General features: G+C 73.9%; 21 protein-coding genes and 1 rRNA gene. 9 read left to right on the top strand and 13 right to left on the bottom strand.

Going from position 1 to position 25,525, the window contains the following annotated elements:
• Positions 1–127 precede the first annotated feature (127 nt).
• The 4 genes from pruA to ACFVVA_RS35115 form a co-directional block, all read right to left on the bottom strand.
• On the bottom strand, positions 128–1,753 hold the full coding sequence (pruA, locus tag ACFVVA_RS35100) for an L-glutamate gamma-semialdehyde dehydrogenase (protein WP_387694799.1): 1,626 nt from the start codon (positions 1,751–1,753) through the stop codon (positions 128–130).
• Between the two features lie 183 nt (positions 1,754–1,936).
• On the bottom strand, positions 1,937–2,593 hold the full coding sequence (locus ACFVVA_RS35105) for an HAD family hydrolase (protein WP_387694782.1): 657 nt from the start codon (positions 2,591–2,593) through the stop codon (positions 1,937–1,939).
• Between the two features lie 47 nt (positions 2,594–2,640).
• Positions 2,641–3,150: a DUF6912 family protein gene (locus ACFVVA_RS35110; protein ID WP_359908538.1), complete on the bottom strand. Its 510-nt coding sequence runs from the start codon at positions 3,148–3,150 to the stop codon at positions 2,641–2,643.
• A gap of 146 nt (positions 3,151–3,296) precedes the next feature.
• A complete protein-coding gene (locus tag ACFVVA_RS35115; RefSeq protein WP_387694783.1) occupies positions 3,297–4,448 on the bottom strand; it encodes a patatin-like phospholipase family protein in 1,152 nt (383 codons plus the stop codon).
• A 334-nt stretch (positions 4,449–4,782) separates the two neighbouring features.
• Between ACFVVA_RS35115 and ACFVVA_RS35120 the strand changes: the two genes are divergently transcribed.
• A complete protein-coding gene (locus ACFVVA_RS35120; protein ID WP_387694784.1) occupies positions 4,783–5,250 on the top strand; it encodes an Rv3235 family protein in 468 nt (155 codons plus the stop codon).
• 101 nt (positions 5,251–5,351) lie between these two features.
• On the opposite strand, the gene secA is transcribed toward ACFVVA_RS35120, so the two are convergent.
• Positions 5,352–8,114 carry a preprotein translocase subunit SecA gene (gene secA, locus ACFVVA_RS35125; RefSeq protein WP_387694785.1) on the bottom strand — a complete coding sequence of 921 codons (2,763 nt, stop codon included), beginning with the start codon at positions 8,112–8,114 and terminating at the stop codon, positions 5,352–5,354.
• A gap of 265 nt (positions 8,115–8,379) precedes the next feature.
• Here secA and ACFVVA_RS35130 point away from each other — a divergent pair, with 265 nt between their 5' ends.
• Both ACFVVA_RS35130 and ACFVVA_RS35135 read left to right on the top strand, forming a co-directional pair.
• Positions 8,380–8,937, top strand: coding sequence for a GNAT family N-acetyltransferase (locus ACFVVA_RS35130; RefSeq protein WP_380357171.1), 558 nt, complete (start codon positions 8,380–8,382; stop codon positions 8,935–8,937).
• Positions 8,938–9,048: 111 nt separating this feature from the next.
• Positions 9,049–10,251 carry a winged helix-turn-helix domain-containing protein gene (locus ACFVVA_RS35135; protein ID WP_387694786.1) on the top strand — a complete coding sequence of 401 codons (1,203 nt, stop codon included), beginning with the start codon at positions 9,049–9,051 and terminating at the stop codon, positions 10,249–10,251.
• Positions 10,252–10,263: 12 nt separating this feature from the next.
• Here the strand turns inward: ACFVVA_RS35135 and ACFVVA_RS35140 are convergent, their stop codons facing one another.
• On the bottom strand, positions 10,264–11,016 hold the full coding sequence (locus tag ACFVVA_RS35140; RefSeq protein WP_387694787.1) for a response regulator: 753 nt from the start codon (positions 11,014–11,016) through the stop codon (positions 10,264–10,266).
• A gap of 196 nt (positions 11,017–11,212) precedes the next feature.
• Entirely contained in the window at positions 11,213–11,908 is a 696-nt protein-coding gene (gene hpf / locus ACFVVA_RS35145; protein WP_359908558.1) for a ribosome hibernation-promoting factor, HPF/YfiA family, read from the bottom strand.
• A 369-nt stretch (positions 11,909–12,277) separates the two neighbouring features.
• Here hpf and ACFVVA_RS35150 point away from each other — a divergent pair, with 369 nt between their 5' ends.
• Positions 12,278–13,006: a ComF family protein gene (locus tag ACFVVA_RS35150; RefSeq protein WP_387694788.1), complete on the top strand. Its 729-nt coding sequence runs from the start codon at positions 12,278–12,280 to the stop codon at positions 13,004–13,006.
• Positions 13,007–13,083: 77 nt separating this feature from the next.
• On the opposite strand, the gene ACFVVA_RS35155 is transcribed toward ACFVVA_RS35150, so the two are convergent.
• The 3 genes from ACFVVA_RS35155 to mtrA are packed head-to-tail and all read right to left on the bottom strand — an operon-like array spanning position 13,084 to position 17,738.
• Positions 13,084–14,973, bottom strand: coding sequence for an LpqB family beta-propeller domain-containing protein (locus ACFVVA_RS35155; RefSeq protein ID WP_387694789.1), 1,890 nt, complete (start codon positions 14,971–14,973; stop codon positions 13,084–13,086).
• The gene (gene mtrB / locus ACFVVA_RS35160; RefSeq protein WP_387694790.1) at positions 14,948–17,059 is read right to left on the bottom strand and encodes an MtrAB system histidine kinase MtrB; all 2,112 of its coding nucleotides are present in this window, start codon (positions 17,057–17,059) and stop codon (positions 14,948–14,950) included. The genes ACFVVA_RS35155 and mtrB overlap by 26 nt, the downstream gene beginning before the upstream one ends.
• 1 nt (position 17,060) lies before the next feature.
• Positions 17,061–17,738, bottom strand: a complete 678-nt coding sequence (gene mtrA / locus ACFVVA_RS35165) for an MtrAB system response regulator MtrA (protein ID WP_030247322.1) — start codon at positions 17,736–17,738, stop codon at positions 17,061–17,063.
• Between the two features lie 320 nt (positions 17,739–18,058).
• Between mtrA and ACFVVA_RS35170 the strand changes: the two genes are divergently transcribed.
• The 5 genes from ACFVVA_RS35170 (at position 18,059) to ACFVVA_RS35190 (ending at position 23,605) form a co-directional block, all read left to right on the top strand.
• Positions 18,059–19,258 (top strand): hypothetical protein, encoded by a 1,200-nt coding sequence (locus tag ACFVVA_RS35170; RefSeq protein ID WP_387694791.1) that lies wholly within the window; start codon positions 18,059–18,061, stop codon positions 19,256–19,258.
• Positions 19,259–19,263: 5 nt separating this feature from the next.
• The gene (locus ACFVVA_RS35175) at positions 19,264–19,965 is read left to right on the top strand and encodes a DUF4129 domain-containing protein (RefSeq protein ID WP_359908566.1); all 702 of its coding nucleotides are present in this window, start codon (positions 19,264–19,266) and stop codon (positions 19,963–19,965) included.
• Entirely contained in the window at positions 19,962–21,182 is a 1,221-nt protein-coding gene (locus tag ACFVVA_RS35180) for a DUF4350 domain-containing protein (protein ID WP_387694792.1), read from the top strand. Before ACFVVA_RS35175 ends, ACFVVA_RS35180 begins: the two co-directional genes overlap by 4 nt.
• Complete coding sequence (locus tag ACFVVA_RS35185) at positions 21,179–22,189, top strand: AAA family ATPase (RefSeq protein ID WP_387694793.1); 1,011 nt, start codon at positions 21,179–21,181, stop codon at positions 22,187–22,189. Before ACFVVA_RS35180 ends, ACFVVA_RS35185 begins: the two co-directional genes overlap by 4 nt.
• A gap of 105 nt (positions 22,190–22,294) precedes the next feature.
• Positions 22,295–23,605, top strand: a complete 1,311-nt coding sequence (locus tag ACFVVA_RS35190) for a DUF58 domain-containing protein (RefSeq protein ID WP_387694794.1) — start codon at positions 22,295–22,297, stop codon at positions 23,603–23,605.
• Positions 23,606–23,650: 45 nt separating this feature from the next.
• On the opposite strand, the gene ACFVVA_RS35195 is transcribed toward ACFVVA_RS35190, so the two are convergent.
• The 3 genes from ACFVVA_RS35195 to rrf form a co-directional block, all read right to left on the bottom strand.
• On the bottom strand, positions 23,651–24,808 hold the full coding sequence (locus ACFVVA_RS35195; RefSeq protein WP_387694795.1) for an RNA polymerase sigma factor: 1,158 nt from the start codon (positions 24,806–24,808) through the stop codon (positions 23,651–23,653).
• Between the two features lie 8 nt (positions 24,809–24,816).
• Positions 24,817–25,224 (bottom strand): YciI family protein, encoded by a 408-nt coding sequence (locus ACFVVA_RS35200; protein ID WP_359908576.1) that lies wholly within the window; start codon positions 25,222–25,224, stop codon positions 24,817–24,819.
• A 210-nt stretch (positions 25,225–25,434) separates the two neighbouring features.
• Positions 25,435–25,525: ribosomal RNA gene (gene rrf, locus ACFVVA_RS35205) — 5S ribosomal RNA — on the bottom strand; the annotation flags it as partial.

Below are 25,525 nucleotides of genomic sequence, written 5' to 3' on the forward strand. Positions count from 1 at the left end.
GCCACCCGACGACGCCAGCCAGCCTAACCGGATCAATCGAAGGTGCACAGGGACAGGTAGGCGCAAACCCGCAGGAAGTCGGGTCCGTCCTGGACAGCATGTCCAAACCGGAGTCCGGTGTTCACTCTCAGCCCATGTGCGGGTAGCCGTGGTGCGTCGGCGGGACGAAGGACTCCTTGATCGACCGTGCGGAGGTCCAGCGGAGCAGGTTCTGCGCGGCCCCCGCCTTGTCGTTGGTGCCCGAGGCCCGGCCGCCGCCGAAGGGCTGCTGGCCGACGACGGCCCCGGTGGGCTTGTCGTTGATGTAGAAGTTGCCGGCCGTGAAGCGCAGCTCCTCGACGGCCTGGGCGATGGCGTAACGATCCTGCGCGATCACCGAGCCGGTCAGGCCGTACGGAGCGCCGGCGTCGACCCGGCGGAGCACGTCGTCCCAGCGGGAGTCCTCGTAGACGTGGACGGCGAGGATCGGGCCGAAGTACTCGGTCCGGAAGATCTCGCCCCGGTGGTCGGAGGAGACCAGCACGGTCGGCCGGACGAACCATCCGATCGCGTCGTCGTACTGTCCGCCGGCCGCCAGTTCGATCGTCGGATCGGCCTTCGCCCGGTCGATGGCGTCCCGGTTCCGCTCGAAGGCACGCCGGTCGATGAGGGCGCCCATGAAGTTGGACAGGTCGGTCACGTCGCCCACCGCGAGCGCGTCCACCTCGGCCAGGAAGTCGTCCTTGATCCGCTGCCAGAGGCTGCGCGGCAGGTAGGCGCGGGAGAGCGCCGAGCACTTCTGGCCCTGGTACTCGAAGGCGCCGCGGATCAGCGCGGTCCTCAGGATCTCCGGGTCCGCCGAGCGGTGGGCCAGCAGGAAGTCCTTGCCGCCGGTCTCGCCGACGATCCTCGGGTACGTGCGGTAGCCACCGATGTTGGCACCGATGGTCTGCCACAGGTACTGGAAGGTGGCGGTGGAGCCGGTGAAGTGCAGCCCGGCGAGCGCCGGGTCGGCCAGCGCCACCGGGGAGACCTGGAGGCCGTCGCCGGTCACCAGGTTGATCACCCCGGGCGGCAGGCCGGCCGCCTCCAGCAGCCGCATCAGGTGGTGGGCGGCCAGCGTCTGGGTCGGCGCGGGCTTCCAGACCACGGTGTTGCCCAGCAGCGCCGGGGCGGTGGGCAGGTTGCCGGCGATCGCGGTGAAGTTGAACGGGGTGACCGCGTAGACGAAACCTTCCAGCGGGCGGTGGTCGGTGCGGTTCCACACGCCGGGCGAGGAGGCCGGCTGGTCGGCCAGGATCTGCCGGGCGAAGTGGACATTGAACCGCCAGAAGTCGATCAGCTCGCAGGCGGAGTCGATCTCCGCCTGCTGAGCGGTCTTGGACTGGCCGAGCATGGTGGCCGCGTTGAGCGTCTCCCGCCAGGGGCCGGCGAGCAGGTCGGCGGCACGCAGGAAGACCGCCGCGCGGTCGTCGAAGGAGAGCGAGCGCCACTGCCGCCCGGCGGCCAGCGCCGCGTCCACCGCCGCCCGGGCGTCCTCCCGGGTGGCGTTGCCGAGCACACCCAGCTTGGCGGCGTGGTGGTGCGGCTGGACGACCTCGATCCGCTCGCCGCCGCCGAAGCGCTGCTCGCCGCCGATGGTCATCGGCAGCGGGACCTGCTCGGCGGCCAGCTCGTCCAGCCGCCGGACCAGCCGGCCCCGCTCCGGGCTGCCGGGCGCGTACGCGTGCACCGGCTCGTTGACCGGCACCGGGACCTCGGTGACTGCGTCGATGGGCATGGTGGCTCCGTCCTGGCGGCTGGTCGGGTGTGACACCAGCCTGACCAGCCGGGGCACGATCCGCCCGTTCAGACACGCGGACGGCGGACGTGGCGCCCGCCACTTCCGGCGGCCCGCGGTCCGGCCCGGGACGGAGGGAGGGCCCGCGGTCCGGCCGGGGACGGAAGGGCCCGGGGTTCAGCCCGCGATCCGGCCGGCCAGCTCGACCGCCTCGGCCAGACTGTCCACCACCGGGACGCCGACCGGCTCCAGCTTCTCCCGGGTGTGCGAACCGCCGGTGTAGAGCACCGCGTGGGCGCCCGCGCCGAGCGCCGCCACGGCGTCGTCCGCGGCGTCGCCGATCAGCACCGTACGGGCCGGGTCCACCCGCTCACCGAGCGCGGCCAGGTGCCGGGTCAGGTGCTCCGCCTTCTGGCCGCCGGACGGGCCGCTGCGGCCGTCCACCCGCAGGAAGCCGCCGGTCAGGCCGAAGGTGTCGACCAGCGGCAGCAGCGCGTCGTGCTCGTACATCGACAGCAGCGACTGGCTGTTCCCGGCCGACCGCCAGCCGTCCATCAGCTCGCGCACGCCCTCGGTCAGCCCGCAGGAGGAGCTGAGCTCCCGGTAGCGGTCGTGGAACGCGTCGTCGAGCCTCAGCCACTCCTGCGCGGAGGGCATCCGGCCGAGCAGGCGCTGGTAGAAGCGGGGGATCGGGATCTCGTACTGCTCGCGGTACTCCTGGAGGCTCATCGGCTCGATGCCGACGGTCGCGAACGCGGCATTGCTCGCCCCGAGCACCGCCTCCATGTCGTGGAAGAGCGTGCCGTTCCAGTCCCAAACGATGTGAGTGCGCACAGGGTGAAACGGTAACCCGACCGGGTGACCCGCCGGAAGGACGGACCTCACGCAAGCAGAGCGGGGATCTCCTGGGTCGCGTACCAGAGCAGGTCGTGGTCCTCTGCGCCGTCCACGGTGAACTGGGCGTCCTGGTCGCCCGCGTCGGCCGCGGCCACCGCCGCCACCGCCGCCGCCACGTCCGTGACCACCTCGTCGTCGGCCACGTCGGCGTGCACCGCGGCCGCCTTGGCCAGCCGCACCGGGCCGGCCAGCACCACCCGGCCGAGCGAGGCCTGGTCCTGGTACTCGTCCCCGGGGAAGGGCCGCACCGACGCGTCGGCCACGTCCAGCGCCACCACCACCCGGCGGCACGGCGCCTGCGGGTCGGCGGCCAGCAGCCGCAGCGAGGACTGCGCGGCCCGGTTCAGCGCCGCGTACTCCAGCTCCTCCAGGTCGTCGCTCACGTACCACTCGCGCAGCGCGGGCGTCACGGCGTACGCGGCGGACTGATCCAGGGCGCCGCCCTCGCGCGCCGCCGCCAGGCCGGTCAGGGTGGTGGGCACGTACACGCGCATCGGTGGCACTCTCCGGTTCGTCCAGCAGGGTTCGTCCAGCGGGGTTAGTCCAGCGGCACGGATTCTCCGGCGCCCCAAGACTCCAGCGCCCCAAGAATAGGCGCCGCCGGACGGCCCGTGATCGCCTCCGGTCCCGGGCCGGACCCTCACCGCCGGGGCCGCAGCGCCTCCCGGCCGGTGCGCAGGGCGCTCTCCAGGACCTCGCCGCGGCGGGCCGGGTCCATCATGTTCGGGCCCATCGCCGCGAGGTCCGCCGGGGTCGGCGCGAGCAGCAGCACCCGGACGCCCTCGGCCCGCAGCAGTGCGGCCTCGCGCAGCAGCTGCCGGGTGACGGCGTGGCGGTAGCGGCTCACCAGCTGGGCGAGCACACCGCGGGGGCGCTCCCGGGCGCGCCACTCGCGCAGGGCGGCCAGGGTGTCACGGCCGGACGCGAGCCCGCCCCGCCGCCCGGCCCGCCCCGGCCGGGGGTCCAGCCGCAGCGCCATCGGGGCGAGCACGTACACCTCGTCCAGCCCCCGGCCGAGCATCAGGTCGGCGTTGGTGGCGGACCAGCAGCCGCCGTCCACGTACGCCGAGCCGTCCAGCCGCACCGGCACGAACCAGCCGGGGATCGCGCAGGAGGCCATCACGGCGTCGGGCACCGGGACGGCCGGGGCGCCCGGGTCGCCGAAGACGACCCGGCGGCCGCTGCGGTAGTCCACGGCCACCACCCGCAGCGGCGATCCCCCGCCGCCGGGCTCCGGCCGGCCGTCGTCGCCGGCCGGTCCACCGCCGCCGAGCGGTCCGGTGCCGCCGAGCAGGCCGGTGTCGCCGAGCAGGCCGCGCACCAGCTCGCCGACCGGCGCCAGCGAGCCCCGGCCGTGCGGTGCGAGCGCCGAGACCATGGTCAGCAGCGGGTACTCGCGCGGATGCCGGACGGCGTCGCGCAGCAGCCCCGGCGAGCCGATGCCGGCCCGCGGGCGGGGCGGCAGCGCACCGCCGACGGCGGTGTCGTAGTCGAAGGCCACCCCGGCCAGCGGACCCTCGGTGATCGGCAGGCCGCGCTGGTGGTCGCGCAGGTGCTCGGGGCGGACGCCGCCGGCCAGCATCGCGGCGAGGATCGCGCCCGCCGAGGTGCCGAGCAGGACGTCGGCCTCGCCCGGCTGCCGCCCGGTGGCCTCCTCGACGGCGCACAGCGCACCGACCGTCCACGCCGCGCCGAGCATCCCGCCGCCGCCCAGCACCAGGCCGCGCCGGGGACCGCCCGCGGCGGGCGGAGCGGTGCCCGCGGCCGACGCCGCAACCACCCGTGTCGCCATACCGGCCGCCCCTCGTCGTGGGAGCCCGGCCGTCCGCTCCCGGTCAGGGTCCGATGGTGCGCTCCGGGCCGGTACGGCGCAACGCGGCGGCCGCGCGCCGCCACCCGGTCCGCCCAGTCGCAACGTCCCCTTTCGGGCCGTACGGTCCGTCCCCGCACGTCAACCGGGCGCCGCCGACGGGCCCGTCCGGCCCGTCGCCGCACTGGCCGGTTCCCCCGGATAGGTGAACTTCGAAGCCTGCCCCGGGCATCCCGGAAACCCGTTGCCACCCCATGCCGGACGCCTCCAGCCTGGACCCGTCCGTACCCGCACCACCCAGCCGAGGAGCCACGCCGTGACCGTCCGGTTCACCGCCCGTCCCACCGCCCACCCGCACCGCCGTCCGCGCGACACCGGCGGCTGCGACCCGGCCGGCCGCCGGCCGCGCCACCCGCGCGCCGCCTGCACCACCTCCCCCGGACCCGACTCCCCCGGGCCCGACTCCGGGGCGCTGGCCGCCCGCTTCGCCCACCGGCTGGTCGAGGTGCTCACCGGCGCACGGCCCTCCGGCCAGCTGATGCGGCACACCAGCCTGGCCGGCTACGGACAGCTCGCCTCGCTGGTCCGGGCCGGAGCGCTGCGCCGCGGCGGCCCCGCCGACCGGCCCCGGCTCGGCCCGGTGCACGACCGCTCGCCCGCCCCGGACGCGGTCGAGGCCTGCGTGCGGGTCGACCTCGGCCGGCGCCACCACGTGGTGGCCTTCCGGCTGGAGCAGCGCGGCCCGGCCGGGCAGTGGCAGTGCACCGCCGTGGAGGCCCGGTGAGCGCCCCGCCGCACCCCCGGCGGTACACGACGGCGCAGGGCGCCGTCCCGGTCCGGGAACGGCGCCCTGCGTGGCGTCCTGGCTGGTGTCCGGCGGCCGGCTCAGCCCTTGCGGCGACGGCCCTTGGCCGACTTCGCGGCCTTGCGGCGCTCGGCGCGGGTCAGCCCGTCGCCCTCGTCCTCCGGCGCGAGGTCCTCGAAGTCGCCCTCGATGACACCGCCGCCGACCTCGTCCGACGGGGCCGTGTAGTGCAGCCGCTGCGGCTTCGGGGCCTCCAGGCCCTTGGCCTTGATCTCCGGGCGGGCGGCGTCCTTCTCCAGCTTGTCGAGCACCACCTGGGCGTCCTCGACCGGGACCTCCTCGACCTGCTGCTCGACCTGGACCTCCAGGTTGAACAGGTAGCCGACGGACTCCTCCTTGATGCCCTCCATCATCGCGGTGAACATGTCGAAGCCCTCGCGCTGGTACTCGATCAGCGGGTCGCGCTGCGCCATGGCCCGCAGGCCGATGCCCTCCTGGAGGTAGTCCATCTCGTAGAGGTGCTCGCGCCAGCGGCGGTCCAGCACCGACAGCACGACCCGGCGCTCCAGCTCGCGCATGATCTCAGCGCCCAGCTGGTCCTCGCGGGCGCCGTACTGGCCCTGGATGTCCTCCTGGATGGACTTGATCAGGAGCTCGGGGGTCAGACCGGCCTGGCCGCCGGCCTCCTCCTCCAGCTCCTCCAGGTCCAGGGTGACCGGGTAGAGCTGCTTGAGCGCGGTCCAGAGCTTCTCCAGGTCCCAGTCGTCCTCGAAGCCCTCACCGGTGGCCGCCCGGACGTACGCCTCGACGGTGTCGTCCATGAAGTGGCCGACCTGCTCCTGGAGGTCCTCGCCCTCCAGCACCCGGCGGCGCTCGCCGTAGATGACCTCGCGCTGGCGGTTGAGCACCTCGTCGTACTTGAGGACGTTCTTGCGGATCTCGAAGTTCTGCTGCTCGACCTGGGTCTGCGCGGAGGCGATGGCGCGGGTGACCATCTTGGACTCGATCGGCACGTCCTCCGGGACGTTGGCCATCGAGAGCACGCGCTCGACCATGCCGGCCTTGAACAGGCGCATCAGGTCGTCGCCCAGCGACAGGTAGAAGCGGGACTCGCCCGGGTCGCCCTGACGGCCGGAGCGGCCGCGCAGCTGGTTGTCGATCCGGCGGGACTCGTGCCGCTCGGTGCCGAGGACGTAGAGGCCACCGGCCTCCTTGACCTCGTCCTGCTCGGCCTTGACCGAGGCCTTGGCCTTCTCCAGTGCGGCCGGGAAGGCGGCCTCGTACTCGTCCGGGGTGTCCGTCGGGGTCAGCCCGCGCTGCGCCAGCTCGGCCGCCGCGAGGTGGTCGGAGTTGCCGCCGAGCATGATGTCGGTACCACGGCCGGCCATGTTGGTGGCGACGGTGACGGCGCCCTTGCGGCCGGCCTGCGCGACGATCTGCGCCTCGCGCTCGTGGTGCTTGGCGTTCAGCACCTCGTGCGGGATGCCGCGCTTGCGCAGCTCCTGCGACAGGTACTCGGACTTCTCGACCGACACGGTGCCGACCAGCACCGGCTGGCCCTTCTCGTGCTTCTCGGCGATGTCCTCGACCACGGCGGCGAACTTGGCCGGCTCCGACTTGTAGATCAGGTCGGGCTGGTCGATGCGCAGCGGCGTCTTGTTGGTCGGGATCGGCACCACGCCGAGCTTGTAGATCTGGTGGAACTCGGCGGCCTCGGTGGTGCCGGTACCGGTCATGCCCGCGAGCTTGTCGTACAGGCGGAAGAAGTTCTGCAGGGTGATGGTGGCCAGGGTCTGGTTCTCGTTCTGGACCTCCACCCCCTCCTTGGCCTCGATCGCCTGGTGCATGCCCTCGTTGTAGCGGCGGCCGGCCAGGATGCGGCCGGTGTGCTCGTCGACGATCATGACCTCGCCGTTCATCACGACGTAGTCCTTGTCCCGCTTGTACAGCTCCTTCGCCTTGATGGCGTTGTTCAGGAAGCCGACCAGCGGGGTGTTCACCGACTCGTAGAGGTTGTCGATGCCCAGGTAGTCCTCGACCCGGCTGACACCGTCCTCCAGGATGCCGACGGTGCGCTTCTTCTCGTCGACCTCGTAGTCGCGGTCGATCTTCAGTCGCTGCACCAGCTTGGCGAAGTCGGCGTACCACTTGGTCGCCTGGTCGGCCGGGCCGGAGATGATCAGCGGGGTGCGGGCCTCGTCGATCAGGATCGAGTCGACCTCGTCGACGACCGCGAAGTAGTGGCCGCGCTGGACGAGTTCGTCCTGCGACCAGGCCATGTTGTCGCGCAGGTAGTCGAAGCCGAACTCGTTGTTCGTGCCGTACGTGATGTCCATCCCGTACTGGCGCTTGCGCTCGACGGGCGTCATGCTGCCCAGGATCACGCCGACCTCGAGGCCGAGGAAGCGGTGCACCCGCCCCATCCACTCCGAGTCGCGCTCGGCGAGGTAGTCGTTGACCGTGATCAGGTGGACGCCCTTGCCGGTCAGTGCGTTCAGGTACGCGGGCAGGGTGCCGACGAGGGTCTTGCCCTCACCGGTGCGCATCTCGGCGACGTACCCGTAGTGCAGGGCGGCGCCGCCCATCAGCTGGACGTCGTAGTGCCGCTGGCCGAGCACGCGCTTGGCGGCCTCGCGGACGGTGGCGAACGCCTCGGGGAGGATGTCGTCCAGGCTCTCGCCGTCGACGAGCCGCTGCTTGTACTCGTCGGTCAGTGCGCGCAGCTCGGCGTCGGTGAGGTTGACGAAGTCCTCTTCGATGGAGTTGACCTGGGCAGCAATCCGCTGCAGCTTGCGAAGGATCTTGCCCTCGCCGGCGCGCAGGATCTTGTCGAAGACGGACACGTGAGCGGGCTCCTTGCCTGTATTGGCACTGGACGACTGCACGGCGGGTCACCCCACCGCACGGGCCATCGTATGCGAGGAGTCCAACCCCCCGGGAGGTGCGTCAGCACGGTATTCCCGTGTCACCCCCGCGGGCACATGGCCCGATAGCACCGCCCACCGGGGCAAAACGGTCGGCGAGCCCCGGAATCGGCCTCCCGCCGGGCGGGCGGACCGGCGGGATATTCGGATGCCCGGCCGCCTCACCCGGCGAAATAATCCGTTCATGGAAGAAACCAGCACCGAACCGGTCGTCCTGACCACCGAGCGGCTCGTCCTGCGCGCCCCGCAGGAATCCGACGTCGACGCCGTCTTCGCGGCGTGCCAGGATCCGGAGATCCAGCGCTGGACGGTCGTTCCGTCTCCGTACCGGCGCGAGGACGCGGAGTTCTTCGTGCGCGATCTCGCCATCGAGGGCTGGCGCACCGGAGCGAACCGGATCTGGTGCGTGTTCGAGCGCGAGTCCGGCGCCCTGGTCGGGTCCCAGGGGCTCGTCCTGCGCGCCCACGACCCGGGCTCCGCCGAGATCGGCTGGTGGGCCGTGAAGGAGTTCCGCGGCCGCGGCTACACCACCGAGGCCGCCCGCGCCGTCTCCCTCTTCGGCCTGCGCGAGCTCGGCCTGCGCCGCCTGGAGTGGCAGGCCTACGTCGGCAACGAGGGCTCCCGCGCGGTCGCCGCGAAGGCCGGCTACCGCTTCGAGGGCACCCTGCGCTCGTACGCCGAGCAGCGCGGCGTCTTCCACGACGCCTGGATCGCCTCCCTGCTGCCCTCCGACCTGGCCTGAGACCTCGGGGCCGGCCCGGGCCCGAGGGCCGCTGCCGGCCGTTGCGGTCCGTTGCGGTCCGCACCCCGCCCCCGGCTCGCGCTGTCGGTGCCCGGGGCTACGCTCCCCGGCATGACCGCCGCCGACGCCCGCCCCGCCCCCGTCACCGTCCTCAGCGCGGACGACGCCCGCCGGATCGCCCTGCGCGCCCAGGGCCTGCTGGGCGCGCCGGACCGCCGCGGCGGGGTGCGCGGGGTGCTGCGGCACCTGGGCGCCGTCCAGCTGGACACCATCTCGGTGCTCGCCCGCTCGCACGAGCTGGTGCCATACGCCCGGCTCGGCGCGGTCGGCCGCCCGGCCGTCGAGGCGGCCTACTGGGGCGGCGGCACGAGCTTCGAGTACTGGTCGCACGCGGCCTGCGTCCTGCCGGTCGAGGAGTGGCCGCTGTTCGCCTTCCGGCGCCGCCGCTACCGCGACCGCGGCCACCTCTGGGGCCACCAGGTCGCACCCGAGACCTACCGCGCCGTGCTCGACAAGCTGCGCGCCGAGGGGCCGTTGACCTCCACCGAGCTGGGCGGCGCCAAGCGGACCGCCGAGTGGTGGGACTGGTCCGACACCAAGATCGCGGTCGAGCGGGCGCTGGCCTTCGGGGACGTGGTCTGCACCGAGCGCCGGAGCTGGAAGCGGGTCTACGCGCTGGCCGAACAGGCCGTCCCGGCCGAGCTGTTCGGACAGGACCGGTCGGACGAGGACTGCCTGCGCACCCTGGTCGGCCAGGCCGGCGCCGCGCTCGGCGTGGCCACCCGGGCCGATCTGCTGGACTACCACCGGCTGCGCGCCGAGCAGTTGGACCCGGTGCTCGCCGACAGCGGGCTCGTCCCGGTCGAGGTGGCCGGCTGGGGCCCGGACGGCGCCCCGGCCCCGGCCTGGGCCGACCCGGCCGCCCTCGCCACCGCCCCGCGCGGGCGCCACCGCACCACGCTGCTCTCGCCGTTCGACTCACTGGTCTGGGACCGCGCCCGCACCGAGCGGATCTTCGGCATGACGCACCGGCTGGAGGCGTACACGCCCAAGCACAAGCGGGTGCACGGCTACTTCGCGATGCCGCTGCTGACCGGCGGCCGGCTGGTCGGCCGGGTCGACCCGGCCCGCGAGGGGCGCACCCTGGTCGCCCGGCAGATCTCGCTGGACGGCGGCGGTGCCCGGCACGTCGAGGCACTGGCGACGGCGCTGCGCGAGGCGGCCGACTGGGTCGGCTGCGACGGGGTGCGGGTCGGGACGCTGCACGACGAGCGGCTGCGCCCGACCCTGGAGAAACTGCTGACGGACCGCTGAGTCCCGCCCGGCTCACCCTATTTCGAGGATCTTCTCCCGCATCGCGTACACCACGGCCTCCATCCTGGAGTGCAGCTGGAGCTTCTCCAGGATGTTGCGCACGTGGTTCTTCACGGTGTTCTCGCTGATGAACAGCTCCTTGGCGATCTCCCGGTTGTTCATCCCGGTCGCCACCAGCTTGAGCACCTCCAGCTCCCGGTCGGTGAGCCGGGGCGCGGGCACCAGGTCCCGGTCGTCCGAGCGGCGCTGGATCATCGACTTGAACTCGGTGAGCAGCTTGGACGCCATCGAGGGGCTGATCTGCGACTGCCCGTCGGCGACCGCGCGGATCGCGGTGGCGACCTCGTCGGTGGAGATCTCCTTGAGCAGGTAGCCGGTGGCCCCCGCCTTGATCGCCTCGTAGAGGTCGGCCTCCTCGTCGCTTATCGTCAGCATGATGATCTTGGTGCTGGGCGCCACGTCCTTGATCGCCGTACAGGCCTCGATCCCGCTGCGGCGCGGCATCCGGACGTCCATGAGGATGATGTCGGGCAGCAGGTCGGCGGCCTTCAGCACGGCCTCGGCACCGTCCCCCGCCTCGCCGACGACCTTGATGTCCTGCTCCTCCGCGAGCACGATCTCCAGCCCGCGGCGGAACAGCGCGTGGTCGTCCACCACCAGGACGCGGATCGGCTCACTCCGGCGCGGCTCGTACGCGGACTCGTCCTCCGCCCCCAACGGCAGCCCTGGCCCGGACCCGGGCCCCAGCCCGAAGTGATCCCCCATCCGCTCCTCCCCCTTCGCGGGTCGTCGTGCGCCAATCATTCCACGCCCCGAACCCGCTGCGGTCACCCTCCGGTGTCGATTCCCCCGCATCGGGTGACCCCTTCACCGGGCGCCCCGAACCGGCGGACGCGCCCGAACGCCGGTGACCCCGGCGGCCAGGGCCGCCGGGGTCACCCCTCCATCACCGTTCGGACGGTCAGTCCTCGTCGTCGGACCCGCCGATCGCGCCGCCCGCCCCGCTGCCCGGCCCGGCCGCGAGGTCGGTCTGCAGGTGGATGACGCCGTAGTGGTAACCGTGCCGGCGGTAGACCACGCTCGGCAGGCCGCTGTCCTTCTCCACGAAGAGGTAGAAGTCGTGGCCGACCAGCTCCATCTCGTAGAGCGCCTGGTCCAGCGCCATGGGGGCGGCCGGGTGCGTCTTCTCCCGGACCACCAGCGGGCCTTCGCCCTCCACTTCCAGGGATCCCATCATGGTCTTGCGGACGGCGCCGTTCGTCTCGCCCTCCGGCGCCGTCGTGGCCGGGAGCGCGGCCAGGGCCGCGGTCGCCTCGGCGACGCTGATCGGGGTGCGGCCGTTCGCGCCGCCCTTGTGCACCCGACGCCGGTCCGCGGACTTGCGCAGCTGCGCGTCGAGCTTCGCCGAGGCCAGGTCGAGCGCCGCGTACGGGTCGGCGGCGGCGGCTTCGGCCCGGATCACGGGGCCGCGACTGCGGAGAGTGATCTCGACCCGATCGGAGCGGTCGGCCTGCCGCGGGTTGTGCTCCTTGGACACCTCGACGTCGAGGCTGATGGCCTTGGCGTCGAACTTCTGGACCTTCTCCAGCTTCTCGGCCACGTGCTCGCGGAACCTCTTGGGCACCTCGGTCTTGCGGCCCTTGACGACGATGTCCACGCAGAACTCCGATCCCTCGTGCTGACGCCGATCCGGGTGCTACCGGACCGGACTGAGACCCAGCTGGACCAGCCCATCCACTGCCGGCCCCCCGCCCCCGCCGCCAGCGGCGGGAAACGACTGGCCCTCACCTCACTTCCTCCCCACCAGGGACGGTTGAAACCCCCTGGGCCTTATCGAACACCTCACACGGGTTTTCCGCCTCCCCAGGCGATGAGGAGGGTATGACCCGATACTGCGGTCGGGCGGTCAAGCTGGTCCACCCTGTCTACCCTCTCGCGGGTGAAGTATGGGTAAATACCTGGACAACGCCCCCCATACGGCGGATCCTGTGCTGACTCTCCGTGCCTGCCACCGCCAGGAGCAGCCGTGCCGTCGTCCCCCTCCGCCACCCGCCCGCCGACCGCCCAAGGGCCGTTCGGTCACGCACTGGCCGGGCTGCTGGACGTCCTGCTGCCCGCGGACTGCGCGGGCTGCGGCAGCGAGCGCACCCAGCTCTGCCCGGCCTGCCGGCGTGTGCTGGCCACCGCACGGCCGGCCCCGACCCTGCTGCCCTGGACGCACGCCGCCGCGCCGTACACCGGTGCGGTCCGGCAGCTGCTGCTCGCCCACAAGGAGCGGGGCGCGCTGCGGCTGGCCGGGCCGCTCGGCGAGGCCCTCGGACGGGCGGTGCGCTCAGCCCTGGGAGCACGGGCCGGGGCCGCGCCGCTGCTGCTGGTCCCGATGCCCTCGGCCCGCTCGGCCGTCCGCGCCCGCGGGCACGATCCGACGCTGCGGCTGGCCGGGGCGGCCGCCCGCTCACTGCGCCGGACCGGCCTGGACGTCCGGGCCGCGCCGCTGCTGCGGCACACCCGGCCGGTCGCCGACCAGGCCGGGCTGAACGCGGCCGAGCGGCGCCGCAACCTGCGCGGAGCACTGACCGTACTGCCGCGCGCCCGGACCGGGCCCGCGGGCTTCGCGGGCCGTCACCCGGTGCTGGTGGACGACCTGGTGACCACCGGGGCCAGCCTCGCCGAGGCCGCCCGGGCGCTGGCCGACGCCGGCCTGCCGGCCCGGGCCGGGGCCACGGTCGCGGCCACCGCGCGCCCGGCCGGCTGACCACCGCCGCATCAGCTCGCGCGTCAGCTCCCGCGGCGGGCCCCCGGGAAGGCCCGCCGGCCCGCCCGGACGCGCCGTCAGCCCGCGTAGAGGAAGGACCGGGGCTTGTCGATCAGCGAGGCTTCCCGCCACTGGTGGTTGACCAGGCGGAAGGCCTTGATCTCGCTCGGCTTGCCGTCCGCCTGCTTGACCTCGCCCATCGCGAGCACCGGCGGCGCCTGGGTCAGGCTGTCCCCCCGGGACTCCGAGGCCGCGACGGTCGTCATGCTCTCGGCGCTCTGCAGCTGGGTGTCCGTGCTCTGCGAGCCGTCGGTGCTGATGAAGTACAGCTGCTGGGTCCGGTCGGCCTCCTTGCCGAGCACGAGCAGCTGGTCGGTCTCCGCCCAGGACACCGAGGCGACGTCGGTGAGCGTGGGCGCGGCCCGGCGCAGCCCGGTGATCTTCACGGTCGGCGCCTGCGGGGTGCCGTCGTGCACCACCAGTCCGAACCACAGCGAGCGGACGGCCGAGCCCGGGGTCCTGGCCACCAGGGCGACCCGGACGCCGTCCGAGGAGATCTTCAGCGACTGCACGGTCTGCCCGGTCAGCCCCTCGACCGGCACGGTGTACGACTTGGCGCCGCGCACCATCACCACCCGCGGGGCCTGCTTGTTGCGGTCCACCACCCAGAGGTCGCCGCGGCCGTCCCAGGTGGGCGAGGCGAAGCCGTCCTCCTTGTCGCCGCCCTTGGCCGGAGAGCTGAGCACCGGCTCGCCCATGGTCACCGCGCTGTCCGACAGCGGCACCGAGTAGACCTGGTGGCCGTCCTCGCTGATCGCCGCGACCTGGGTGCCGCTGCGGCCGACCGCGACGGCGCCGAGCGGCGGCTTGGTGTTCGACTGCGGCTTGCCGAGGACGCCGCGGACCGGATCGCCGGGGCCCCCCTCGTCGGTCGCCACCAGGGCGCCGTCGGCACGCTGGTAGTACTGCTTCCCGGGCGTCGGCCCGGCCAGCGCACCGGGGCCGGTGGGCGGTTCGTCGCCGCGGCCGACGGTGCAGGAACCGTGCGGCCCCTTCAGCTCCAGCCGCTCGACCTGGCCCTTGCCCTGGTCGGCGAGGGTGTAGAAGAACTGGGTCGCCATCCGCCGGCAGGCCATCGGCTCGCCGAGGTCGACCCCGCCGATCTGCAGGTGGGCGACCCTGCCGTCGTCGATGGTCACCCGCTCGACCCTGACGCCGCTCGGGAACGCCGTCCGGACCACGGGCGAGAGCCAGGTCGAGGGCCCGTCGGCCACCGCCTGGGCCGCCGTGGCCAGCGGGTCTATCCGGCGCCGCAGGTAGACCGGGTCGGCGACCAGCACCTCCTGGCCGACGTTCCCGGAGGCCACCGCCGACGGGTCGGGCGCGGTGTAGAAGAACCGCGCGACCTGCCGGAAGCTGTTCCGGAAGTTGGTCTCGTTCATGATCACGCCGGTCGGCAGCTTGTCGATCCGCCACTCGTCCTTCTCCCGGACGAAGGTGAAGTCGGAGGAGACGTTGTTCTGCCCGGCGACCAGCTGGTACGAGTGCTTCTCGTCGACGGTGGCGACCAACTGCCCGCTCACCGGCACCGAGACCGTGGTGTCCGCGTCGGTGACGTCCTGGCCGCCCGGGATGGTCGTGGACGAGAGCACCCGGATCTCCGCCTCGGGCTTCCACTCCGCGGCGGCGCTCTCGGTGAGGTACTTGCGCGCGGTGTCGTACCCCTCGTCGGCGGTCACCGCGTCCAGGAACCCGGTCAGCAGCTCGCGCGGCTTGGCGCCCCGGCCGGGTGCCACCGGGTAGACCCGGGCCTGCAGGTTCTTGTCGGCCGACCCCTGGGGCAGCTCCACCCGGGCGATGCCGCCGGAGTCCGGCATGGTCGCGCAGCCGCTCACCACCAGGGCGCCGACCAGCGTGCCGACCGCCGCGAGGAGCCTCGGCTCAGTCCTGTTGCTCGTCCCTCGCACGCTGCGACCCCTCCGCGTCCGTCGTCCCGCCCGTCACGTCCGGCTCCGCCGTCCGCTGTGCCACCGACGGCCGTCCGGGCGTCGGGTCCACCATGACCTGGGCGCCGGTGGCCCCGTACCCGGCGGCCGTCCACACGCCCGAGGGGTCCGCGCGCGGCCCCTCCGGCAGTCGGCTCCGGCCCAGCCCTGGGCCGATGTTCAGCACCCCGCCGAGCCCGCTGCCGAGGCTGCTGCCCACGGCCTCCGGCGTCTCCGCCTGGTCCTCGACCGCGGCCGTCGCCGTCGCCCCGGACGGGCTGATCGCCCGCCGGTACGGCGTGCCCTGCGCGCCCAGGCCCCGGTTGTTGCGGGAGTCCTCCGGCTCCAGCCGGAACGGCGCCCGGGCGATCTCGCCGCCGCGGGTGCGCGGCAGGGTGAGCCGGAAGTGCGAGCCGCCGCCGGGCTCGCCCCAGGCCTGCAGCCAGCCGCCGTGCAGGTGGGCGTCCTCGACGGCGATGGACAGGCCGAGACCGGTGCCGCCGGTGGTCCGCACCCGGGACGGGTCGGCCCGCCAGAAGCGGTGGAACACCCGGGACGCCTCGCCCGGCTTGAGTCCGATGCCGTAGTCGCGCACACCGACCGCGACCGCGCCGTCCGCGGACCCCAGCCGGACCACCACGTCACGGCCCTCGCCGTGCTCCAGGGCGTTGACCACCAGGTTGCGCAGGATGCGCTCGATCCGTCGGGAGTCCACCTCGGCCAGCACCGGCTCGCCGTCGCCGCGGATCACCACGGCGCTGCCCTTGGCCTCGGCGAGCGGCTCGGCGGCCTCGACCACCCGGGCGACGATCTCGCGCAGGTCGACCGGCTCGGCGTCCAGGATCGCGGCGCCGGCGTCGAAGCGGCTGATCTCCAGCAGGTCGGCGAGCAGCGACTCGAAGCGGTCCAGCTGGCCCTGGAGCAGCTCCGCCGAGCGGGCCGCCATCGGGTCCAGGTCCTCGCGGCTGTCGTAGATGAGGTCGGCGGCCATCCGGACCGTGGTCAGCGGGGTGCGCAGTTCGTGCGAGACGTCCGAGACGAACCGCCGCTGCACCCGGGACAGCTCCTCCAGCTGCCGGATCTGCGCCTGGAGGGCGTTGGCCATCCGGTTGAAGGACTCGCCGAGGCGGGCGATGTCGTCCGTCCCGGTGACCTTCATCCGCTCTTCCAGGTGGCCGTCGGCGAGCCGCTCGGAGATTCCGGCGGCCATCCGGACCGGGGTGACCACCTGGCGCACCACGACCCAGGCGATACCGCCCATGAGGATCACCACGAACACCCCGGCGGTCGCCAGGGTGCCGGTGACCAGGTTGAGGGTGTCGGTCTCCTGGCCGAAGGAGAACACGTAGAACATCTGGTAGCTGTTCCCGGCCGCGGCCGGACCGACGAACTGCATGCCGAGGGCCAGCCCGGGCTCGGACTTGCCGCCGCTCTCGGGCGAGCGGTGGATCCGGGTCGGCTGGTCGAACATCTGGCCGGGCTCGGAGGCGAGCTTGGCCCGCAGGGCGTCCGGGATGCTGATCGGCTGGATGTCGCCCGAGTAGCGCGGCGCGAAGCCGGCGGTGTCGGGGACGACGGCGCCGGTGCCGGGGGCCATGGCGATCACCGAGTAGACGGTCTGCCCGCTCCCGGCCAGGTCGTTGACCTGCCGCAGCAGCCAGGTGCCGGTCTCGTCGACGGTGGGGTCGGCGGTGCCCCGCAGCTTCTGGTCCCGGGCCTCGTCGATCTTCTTCTGCTCGACCTGGAAGCCGATCCGGGCCTGTGCGCGGGCGGCGTCCATCTTGGTGTCGAGCAGGCCGGTGCGCACCTGCGCCACCACGACCACACCCAGCACCAGGACGACCGCGATGGACGCCAGCAGGGACACCGCGACCACGCGCAGCTGGATCGACCGGCGGTAGAGCGTGGCCACCCGGTGCACGGGGCGGCGCAGCTGACGCTTCACCAGCGCGACCACGGCGGAAGGGCCTCGCCGGCGGCGGGTGGTCGAACTCAGCACGTCGCCGCGCACGGCACCGGCCCCGCCGGCCGCGGAACCCGGCGGGGTGTCGTCTGCCCGGTCCGTCACGTCAGCTGGGTCCGGCCTTGTAGCCGACGCCGCGGACGGTCACCACGATCTCGGGGCGCTCCGGGTCCTTCTCGATCTTGGAACGCAGGCGCTGCACATGGACGTTGACCAGGCGGGTGTCCGCCGCGTGGCGGTAGCCCCAGACCTGCTCCAGCAGCACCTCGCGGGTGAACACCTGCCAGGGCTTGCGGGCCAGCGCGACCAGCAGGTCGAACTCCAGCGGGGTCAGCGGGATGCCCCGGCCGTCCCGCTTCACCGAGTGACCGGCCACGTCGATCACCAGGTCGCCGATGGTCAGCTGCTCGGGCGTGGGCTCCTCGGCGCGGCGCAGCCGCGCACGCACCCGGGCCACCAGCTCCTTGGGCTTGAACGGCTTGGTGACATAGTCGTCGGCGCCGGACTCCAGACCCACCACCACGTCGACCGTGTCGGTCTTCGCGGTCAGCATCACGATCGGGATGCCCGACTCCGCCCGGATCTGCCGGCACACGTCGATGCCGTCCCGACCGGGCAGCATCAGGTCCAGCAGGACCAGGTCCGGCTTGGTCTCCCGGAACGCAGCTAGCGCCCTGTCCCCATCCGCGACGAAAAACGGCTCAAAACCCTCACCCCGCAGCACGATGCCGAGCATCTCGGCCAGTGCGGAGTCGTCATCAACGACGAGGACGCGTCCCTTCATGCGTCCATCTTCTCATTACCGGATTGTGACCTGCCGCACAGCAGTGCCAATGCTCCAGAACGGCCAACTCCCCCACCGGTGCATTCCGGCCATACCGGGCGAATGTGCCCGCCGGGAACGCCCCCGGACTGCCTCCGGACCCACCGCGGCCCCCCTCCGGACCCGCTGCGGACCACCACCCGACCCGCCGCCGGGGACCGTTGCCGATCAGCAACCGGATCGCCATGGGGCTGGTTTCCGGCCCCATGGCACGATGGGCGCTGCGCGCGGGCGGAAGATCCGTTCGCAGTCGCGCCCGTGACGCCCTCCGAGGAGCAGTGATGACCGACACCCCGGGCTGGGCCTCGCCCAGCTCGTCCGAGCCGCCCCGCGACGACGCCCGGCCCCCGGCCGACGCGCCCGCCGCCGTGCCCGGGCCGTCGGCACCACCACAGGCCACCGCGGACCGCCCCGGCCCGGCCGGCGCCCCCCGGCCCGGAGAGCAGTGGGGACAGCAGTGGGGCCAGCAGTGGGGGCAGCAGCCTCCCGGCGGCCACCGCCCGTACGGCTGGGGCGCCCCGGCGAGCCCCAAGCCGGGCGTCATCCCGCTGCGCCCGCTGAGCTTCGGCGAACTGCTGGACGGTGCCGTCACCACCGTCCGCCGGCACTGGCGCACCGTGCTCGCGCTCTCGCTCGGCCTCGCCGTGCTCTCCCAGGCCGGCTCCGTCGTGGTCAACCTGCTGGTCAAGGGGAAGACCGGCGAGTCCACCCAGACCCTGCGGATGCTGGCCGGGCTGCCGCTGGAGCTGCTGCTCAACGTGTTCGCCACCGCGCTGCTCACCATCGTGGTCAGCCGCGCCGTCCTCGGCCGGTCGGTGACCGCCGGGGAGGCCTGGCGCGACGCCCGCCCCCGGCTGCTCCAGCTGCTCGGGCTGACCCTGCTCACCGCCCTGCTGGGCCCCGGTGTGGTCCTGCTCGGCTTCGCGCCCATGGTCGGGTACGGCCTCGCCGGCCAGGGCTCCGCCGCCGTCACCGGCCTGCTGAGCCTGCTCGGTCTGCTGACTCTGCCGGTCGCCGCCTGGCTGTGGATCCGCTTCAGCCTCGCCGCCCCGGCCCTGATGCTGGAGAAGCAGGGCGTGCTGACAGCGCTGTCGCGCTCGCGGCGCCTGGTCCGCGGCGCCTGGTGGCGGGTCCTCGGCATCACCGTGCTCGGCTACGTGCTGGCCTTCGTCGTCGCGATGGTCGTCGTGGTCCCGGCCCAGCTCATCGGACTGATGCTGGGCTTCGAGAAGCTCAGCCGCCAGGGCCTGCCCGACGCCGCCGACCAGGGCATCGCCATGCTGCTCCTGCTGGCGGTCGCCGGGATCATCGCCGGCACCTTCACCACCCCGTTCATCGCCGCCGTCGGCGTGCTGGTCTACATCGACCAGCGGATCCGCCGCGAGGCCCTGGACATCGAGCTCGCCCGCGCGGCCGGCCTGCCCGAGCACGGCGGCACCGGCTGGGGCGGCCCGGGCGACCCGACGTCAGCGAGGCGCTGAGCCGGATGCCGAACTGGGGGGAAGGGCTGCTCGCCGCGGGCGGCGCACCGGTCACCGTGCCGCGTGACCCGGCGCGCGAGGCCGCCCGCGACGAACTGCTCGACGCGGAGTACCACAAGCACGACCCGTCCGTGCTGCAGCGGATCACGGACTGGATCTACGACCACATCGCCAGAGCGCTCGACAGCATCTCCGGCGACGGCACCACCGGCACCACCGGACTGATCCTCTTCCTGATCGTCGCGGTGCTGATCGGCGCCGCGCTCTGGTGGCGCCTCGGCGCACCCCGCCGCGCCGCCCGCACCGTCCCGGACGTCTACGGCGCCGAGGGCCCGCGCAGCGCCGACCAGTACCGGGCGGACGCCGCCGGGCACGCCGCCGCCGGACGCTGGACCGAAGCCGTCCGCGAGCAGATGCGCGCCCTGGTGCGCAGCCTGGAGGAGCGCACCCTGCTCGACATCCGCCCCGGCCGCACCGCCGACGAGGCCGCCACCGAGGCCGGCCGGGCACTGCCCGAGCACGCCGCCGCACTGGCCGCGGCCGCCCGGACCTTCGACGACATCGCGTACGGCGAGCGCACCGCCGACCAGGACGCCTACCGGCTGCTGCACGAGCTCGACCGGACCCTGGAGCGCACCCGCCCGGTCCTCGCGCCCGACACCGCCGGTGCCGCCGTCCCCGCCCCGACCCCGGGAGGAGCGGCATGACCGGTACCGTCCCCACGCCCCCGCCCGGCACCGAGGCGCCCGGCGCCCCGACCAGCCTCACCCCCACCACGCGCGGCCTGTGGCGCCGGGCCCGCTGGTACCTGGCCGTCCTCGCCGCCCTGCTGATCGGCGCCGCCGCCGTGTCCGCCCTCGACCAGGACCGCCGCTACCCGCCGCTGGACCCGCGCTCGTACGACCGCGACGGCGCCCACGCCGTCGTCGCCCTGCTCGAACGCCAGGGCATCAAGGCCGAGTTCAGCACCGACCCAACCACCACCCCGGCCGGACCGGACACCCTCGTGCTGCCCGAACCCGACCTCCTCGACCCCGCCCAGCTGCGCGCCGTCGCCGCGGCCCGGCACCGGCGGCTGGTCCTGGTCGCCCCCGGCCCGGCCGCGCTCACCGCACTCGCCCCCGGCATCCGGCTGTCCGACGACGCGGGCGGACCGGCCTACGCCTCCGTCCGCTCCACCCCCGCCGAGTGCTCGCTCACCGAGGCCGTCCGGGCCGGCAGCGCCCAGCAGGGCGGCATGCTCTACACCAGCGGCAGCCGCGGCGAGGGCTGCTACTCCCGCGGCCACGGCTACCCGCTGGTCGCCCTCCCGGCCGGCGACGGCGACCACGACGTCATCGTGCTCGGCAGCGGAACCTTCCTGCACAACGGCGAACTGACCAAGGACGGCGACGCCTCCCTCGCCCTCGGCCTGCTCGGCTCGCAGCCCCGCCTCACCTGGCACCTGCCCGACTACTCCGCCCCGCTCCCCGAGGACGCCCGCACCAAGACCTTCGGCGACTTCCTGCCGAGCGGCTGGCACTGGGCCGGCTACCAGCTCGCCGTCGCCGCCGTGCTCGCCGCCCTCTGGCGCGGGCGCCGGCTCGGCCCCGTGGTCAGCGAGAACCTGCCCGTGGTGGTCCGCGCCGCCGAGACCACCGAGGGCCGCGCCCGCCTGTACCGGCGGGCCAGGGCCCGCGGCCGCGCCGCCGAGGCGCTGCGCGGCGCCACCGCCCACCGCCTCGCCCCCGCCCTGGGCGTCCCGCTCCGGGCCGGCGCACCCGACTCCGACGCGCTCTGCGTCGCCGTGGCCGACCGGCTTCCCGCCCGGCCCGCCGGGGACGTCCGGGCCCTGCTGTACGGCCCGCCCCCGACCGACGACGCCGCACTGCTGCGGCTCGCCGACGACCTCGACGCCCTCGAAAGGCAGGTACGGAACCCGTGACCGACCAGGCAACCGCCCAGCTCCGCTCCGTCCCCGGCACGGCACCCGCTACCCCCGCCACCGACCCGCGCACCGCGCTGACCGCCCTGCGCGCCGAGATCGGCAAGGCCGTGGTCGGCCAGGACGCCGCCGTCACGGGCCTGGTCGTCGCCCTGCTCTGCGGCGGCCACGTGCTGCTGGAGGGCGTCCCCGGCGTCGCCAAGACCCTGCTGGTGCGCACCCTGTCCACCGCGCTCAGCCTGGGGACCAAGCGCATCCAGTTCACCCCCGACCTGATGCCCGGCGACGTCACCGGCTCGCTCGTCTACGACGCCCGCACCGCCGAGTTCTCCTTCCAGCCCGGCCCGGTCTTCACCAACCTGCTGCTCGCCGACGAGATCAACCGCACCCCTCCGAAGACCCAGGCCGCCCTGCTGGAGGCCATGGAGGAGCACCAGGTCACGGTGGACGGCGAAGCGCGCGCCCTGCCCGTCCCGTTCCTGGTCGCCGCGACCCAGAACCCGGTCGAGTACGAGGGCACCTACCCGCTGCCCGAGGCCCAGCTGGACCGCTTCCTGCTCAAGCTGATCCTGCCGCTGCCCGACCGCGACCAGGAGTTCCAGGTGCTCTCCCGGCACGCCGCCGGCTTCGACCCGCGGGACCTCCGCGCGGCCGGCGTCCGCCCGGTCGCCGGGCCCGAGCACCTGGTCGCCGCCCGCGAGCAGATCGCCAAGCTGACCGTCTCCCCCGAGATCCTCGCCTACATCGTCGACCTCTGCCGGGCCACCCGGCAGTCCCCGTCGCTGTCGATCGGCGTCTCCCCGCGCGGCGCCACCGCCCTGCTCGCCGCCTCCCGCGCCTGGGCCTGGCTGGCCGGCCGCGACTACGTCACCCCGGACGACGTCAAGGCGCTCGCCCTGCCCACCCTGCGGCACCGGGTCGCGCTGCGCGCCGAGGCCGAGATGGAGGGCGTCACCGCCGACTCCGTCATCCAGGCCGTCCTCGCCCAGACGCCCGCACCCCGCTGACCCGGGCACACCCCACCGCACCCCACCGCACCACACCCGTTTCCGGCCCCACGGGGTACCGGCCCACGGGCTACCGACTCACGGGCTTCCGAAGGAGCGCACCGCATGGCCCTCACCGGGCGAACCGCCCTGCTCGCCGCACTCGGCGCGCTCGTCGTGGGCCTGCTGCTGCCGTCCTGGACCGGGATCGGCCTGGTCACCGGTGCGGTGCTGGTCGCCGTCGCGGTCGACCTGGTGCTCGCCGCCCCGGTCCGCGGCCTGCGGCTCGGACGGAGCGGCGACACCACCGTGCGGCTCGGCGAACCCGCCACGGTCGAACTGACCGTCACCAACCCGTCCGGCCGACCGCTCCGGGGCCTGGTCCGCGACGCCTGGGCCCCGTCCGCCTGGCGCCCCGGCACCGCCGAGGCCGCCTCCCGGCACACCCTGACCCTCCCCGGCGGCGAACGGCGCCGGATCACCACCGTGCTCACCCCCACCCGCCGCGGCGACCACCACGCCCACCGGGTGACGGTCCGCTCGCTCGGCCCGCTCGGCCTGGCCGGCCGCCAGGGCTCGCACCTCGTCCCATGGACGGTCCGCGCACTGCCCCCGTTCGCCAGCCGCAAGCACCTGCCCTCCCGGCTCGCCCGGCTGCGCGAACTCGACGGCCGCACCTCGGTGCTGACCCGCGGCCAGGGCACCGAGTTCGACTCCCTGCGCGAGTACCTGCCCGGCGACGACGTCCGCTCCATCGACTGGCGCGCCAGCGCCCGCCGGAACACCGTCGCCGTCCGCACCTGGCGCCCCGAACGCGACCGGCACATCCTCGTCGTCCTCGACACCGGCCGCACCTCGGCCGGCCGGGTCGGCGACGCACCCCGCCTCGACGCCGCCCTCGACGCCGCGCTGCTGCTCACCGCCCTCGCCACCCGGGCCGGCGACCGGGTCGACCTGCTCGCCCACGACTCCCGCAAGCGCGTCACCGTGGCCGGCAGCTCGGCCCACGAGGTCCTGCCCGCCTTCACCAACGCGATGGCCGGGCTGGAACCCGCCCTGCACGAGACCGACATGCGCTCACTGGTGGCCACCGCACTCAAGATGGCCCCCCAGCGCTCGCTGATCGTGCTGCTCACCGGCCTCGACGCGGCCCCGGTCGAGGACGGGCTGCGCCCGCTGCTGCCCATGCTCACCAAGCGCCACGAGGTCGTCCTCGCCTCCGTCGCCGACCCCCAACTGGACGTCCTCGCCGCCGGGCGGGGCACCCTGGACGCGGTCTACGGTGCGGCGGCCGCCGAACAGACCCGCGCCGACCGCCGGGCCACCGCCGAGCGCCTCACCCGTCACGGCGTCACCGTCCTGGACGCCCCGCCGGCCCGCATCGCCCCGGCCCTGGCCGACACCTACCTGGCGCTGAAGGCCGCCGGCCGGCTCTGAGCCGCTCGCCCCTCCGGATGCCGCCCAGGCGGTTCCGACGTCCCGTCACCCCTGGACCCGCCCCCTCAACCCCGCGTTGAGCCGGGCTGCCTGACGGGTCAGGTGCTCGCGCTCGGCGAGGTTGGACGCCTTGAGCGCCGCCTCCGCGTACAGCCGCGCCGCCGTCGCCGCGTCCCCGTCGCGCTCGTGGAGGTACGCCGCCACCGCCGTGTACCGGGGCAGCGCGTCGTCCAGCTCGGTGAGCTCCGCCAGCCCGGCGCGCGGCCCGTCGGCCTCGCCGACCGCCACCGCGCGGTTGAGCCGCACCACCGGACTGGCGGTCAGCCGGACGAGCTCGTCGTACCACTCGACGATCTGCACCCAGTCCGTCTCCTCGGCGGTGGGGGCGTCGGCGTGCAGCGCCGCGACGGCCGCCTGGGCCTGGAACTCGCCCAGCCGGTCCCGGGCCAGGGCCCCGTACAGGATCCCGATGCCCTCGGCGATCAGTCCGGTGTCCCAGCGGGCGCGGTCCTGCTCGGCCAGCGGCACCAGCGCACCGTCGGGCCCGGTCCGGCCGGCCCGCCGGGCGTGGTGCAGCAGCATCAGGGCCAGCAACCCCGCCACCTCGGGGTGATCGATCACCGCCGCGAGCTGACGGGTGAGCCGGATCGCCTCGGCCGCGAGGTCGACATCGCCGGAGTATCCCTCGTTGAAGACCAGGTAGAGCACCCGGAGCACGGTGGCGACGTCCCCGGGCTGATCGAACCGGACGCCGGAGACGGTGCGCTTGGCCCGGCTGATCCGCTGCGCCATCGTCGCCTCGGGCACCAGATAGGCCCGGGCGATCTGGCGGGTGGTCAGCCCGCCCACCGCACGCAGGGTCAGCGCGACGGCCGAAGAGGGCGTCAACGACGGGTGGGCGCACAGGAAGTAGAGCTGGAGCGTGTCGTCCGTACCGGCCGCGGGCCCCGGCCCCGGCTCCTGCTCGACCAGGTCCTCCCGACGGCGCCGGGCGGCATCCGACCGGGCCGCGTCCAGGAACTTGCGCCAGGCCACGGTGACCAGCCAGCCCTTGGGATCGCGCGGCTGCCCGGCGGACCAGACCCGGACCGCCTCGACCAGCGCCTCCTGCACGGCGTCCTCGGCCGCCGCGAAATCCGCTCCGCGGCGGACGAGGACACCGATGACGCTCGGCGTGAGGCTCCTCAACAGGGCCTCGTTCATCGGGCAGGTCACTCCGTGATGGTCGGCGGCATGGCGAGGAACGGGCGCAGTTCCAGCCACTCGTGGATCGGCTTCCCCCCGGCCCCGGGCGCGGCCGACAGCTCCCCGGCCAGCTCGACGGCGCGCTCGTAGCTGTCGACGTCGATCACCATCCAGCCGGCGATGAGGTCCTTGGTCTCCGCGAACGGACCGTCGGTGACCGGCGGTCGCCCCTCGCCGTCGTACCGGACCCACGTCCCCTCGGGTGCGAGCGCCTGACCGTCGACGAACTCGCCGGTCTTCTCCAGCCGGTCCGCGAAGTCCTGCATGTAGGTGATGTGCGCCGTGACCTCCTCCGGCGTCCACTGGTCCATCGGCACGCAGTTGACCGCGTCCGGGGCACCCCGGTAGTGCTTCAGCAGCAGGTACTTGGCCATCGTCGTCTCCTCGGAGCTTGGTGCGACCCATTCTGGCCGCGTTCACCCCGGGGACGGTGCCGGGCACGGGTTCTCGACACGGCCGGCCGAGATTTCTTCGGCCCTCCCCGCGGCCGGCCCGCCGGGCCTGTTGGCCTCGTTGGGCCCGTTGAGCCCGGAAACGCGAAGAACCCCCATCCGGATCCCGGATGGGGGTTCTTCTGAAGAATTGTTCGGCGGCGTCCTACTCTCCCACAGGGTCCCCCCTGCAGTACCATCGGCGCTGTAAGGCTTAGCTTCCGGGTTCGGAATGTAACCGGGC

The sequence above is a fragment of the Kitasatospora sp. NPDC058048 genome, from assembly GCF_042885555.1.
Classification (GTDB): domain Bacteria; phylum Actinomycetota; class Actinomycetes; order Streptomycetales; family Streptomycetaceae; genus Kitasatospora; species Kitasatospora lactacystinica.

Excerpts from the sequence above, each read along its gene's own strand:
- ACFVVA_RS35110 (WP_359908538.1), bottom strand. The coding sequence starts at position 3,150 with ATGCGCGTGTACGTGCCCACCACCCTGACCGGCCTGGCGGCGGCGCGC.
- ACFVVA_RS35115 (WP_387694783.1), bottom strand. The coding sequence starts at position 4,448 with ATGGCGACACGGGTGGTTGCGGCGTCGGCCGCGGGCACCGCTCCGCCC.
- ACFVVA_RS35130 (WP_380357171.1), top strand. The coding sequence starts at position 8,380 with ATGGAAGAAACCAGCACCGAACCGGTCGTCCTGACCACCGAGCGGCTC.
- ACFVVA_RS35135 (WP_387694786.1), top strand. The coding sequence starts at position 9,049 with ATGACCGCCGCCGACGCCCGCCCCGCCCCCGTCACCGTCCTCAGCGCG.
- ACFVVA_RS35140 (WP_387694787.1), bottom strand. The coding sequence starts at position 11,016 with ATGGGGGATCACTTCGGGCTGGGGCCCGGGTCCGGGCCAGGGCTGCCG.
- mtrA (WP_030247322.1), bottom strand. The coding sequence starts at position 17,738 with ATGAAGGGACGCGTCCTCGTCGTTGATGACGACTCCGCACTGGCCGAG.
- ACFVVA_RS35170 (WP_387694791.1), top strand. The coding sequence starts at position 18,059 with ATGACCGACACCCCGGGCTGGGCCTCGCCCAGCTCGTCCGAGCCGCCC.
- ACFVVA_RS35175 (WP_359908566.1), top strand. The coding sequence starts at position 19,264 with ATGCCGAACTGGGGGGAAGGGCTGCTCGCCGCGGGCGGCGCACCGGTC.
- ACFVVA_RS35180 (WP_387694792.1), top strand. The coding sequence starts at position 19,962 with ATGACCGGTACCGTCCCCACGCCCCCGCCCGGCACCGAGGCGCCCGGC.
- ACFVVA_RS35190 (WP_387694794.1), top strand. The coding sequence starts at position 22,295 with ATGGCCCTCACCGGGCGAACCGCCCTGCTCGCCGCACTCGGCGCGCTC.
- ACFVVA_RS35195 (WP_387694795.1), bottom strand. The coding sequence starts at position 24,808 with ATGAACGAGGCCCTGTTGAGGAGCCTCACGCCGAGCGTCATCGGTGTC.
- ACFVVA_RS35200 (WP_359908576.1), bottom strand. The coding sequence starts at position 25,224 with ATGGCCAAGTACCTGCTGCTGAAGCACTACCGGGGTGCCCCGGACGCG.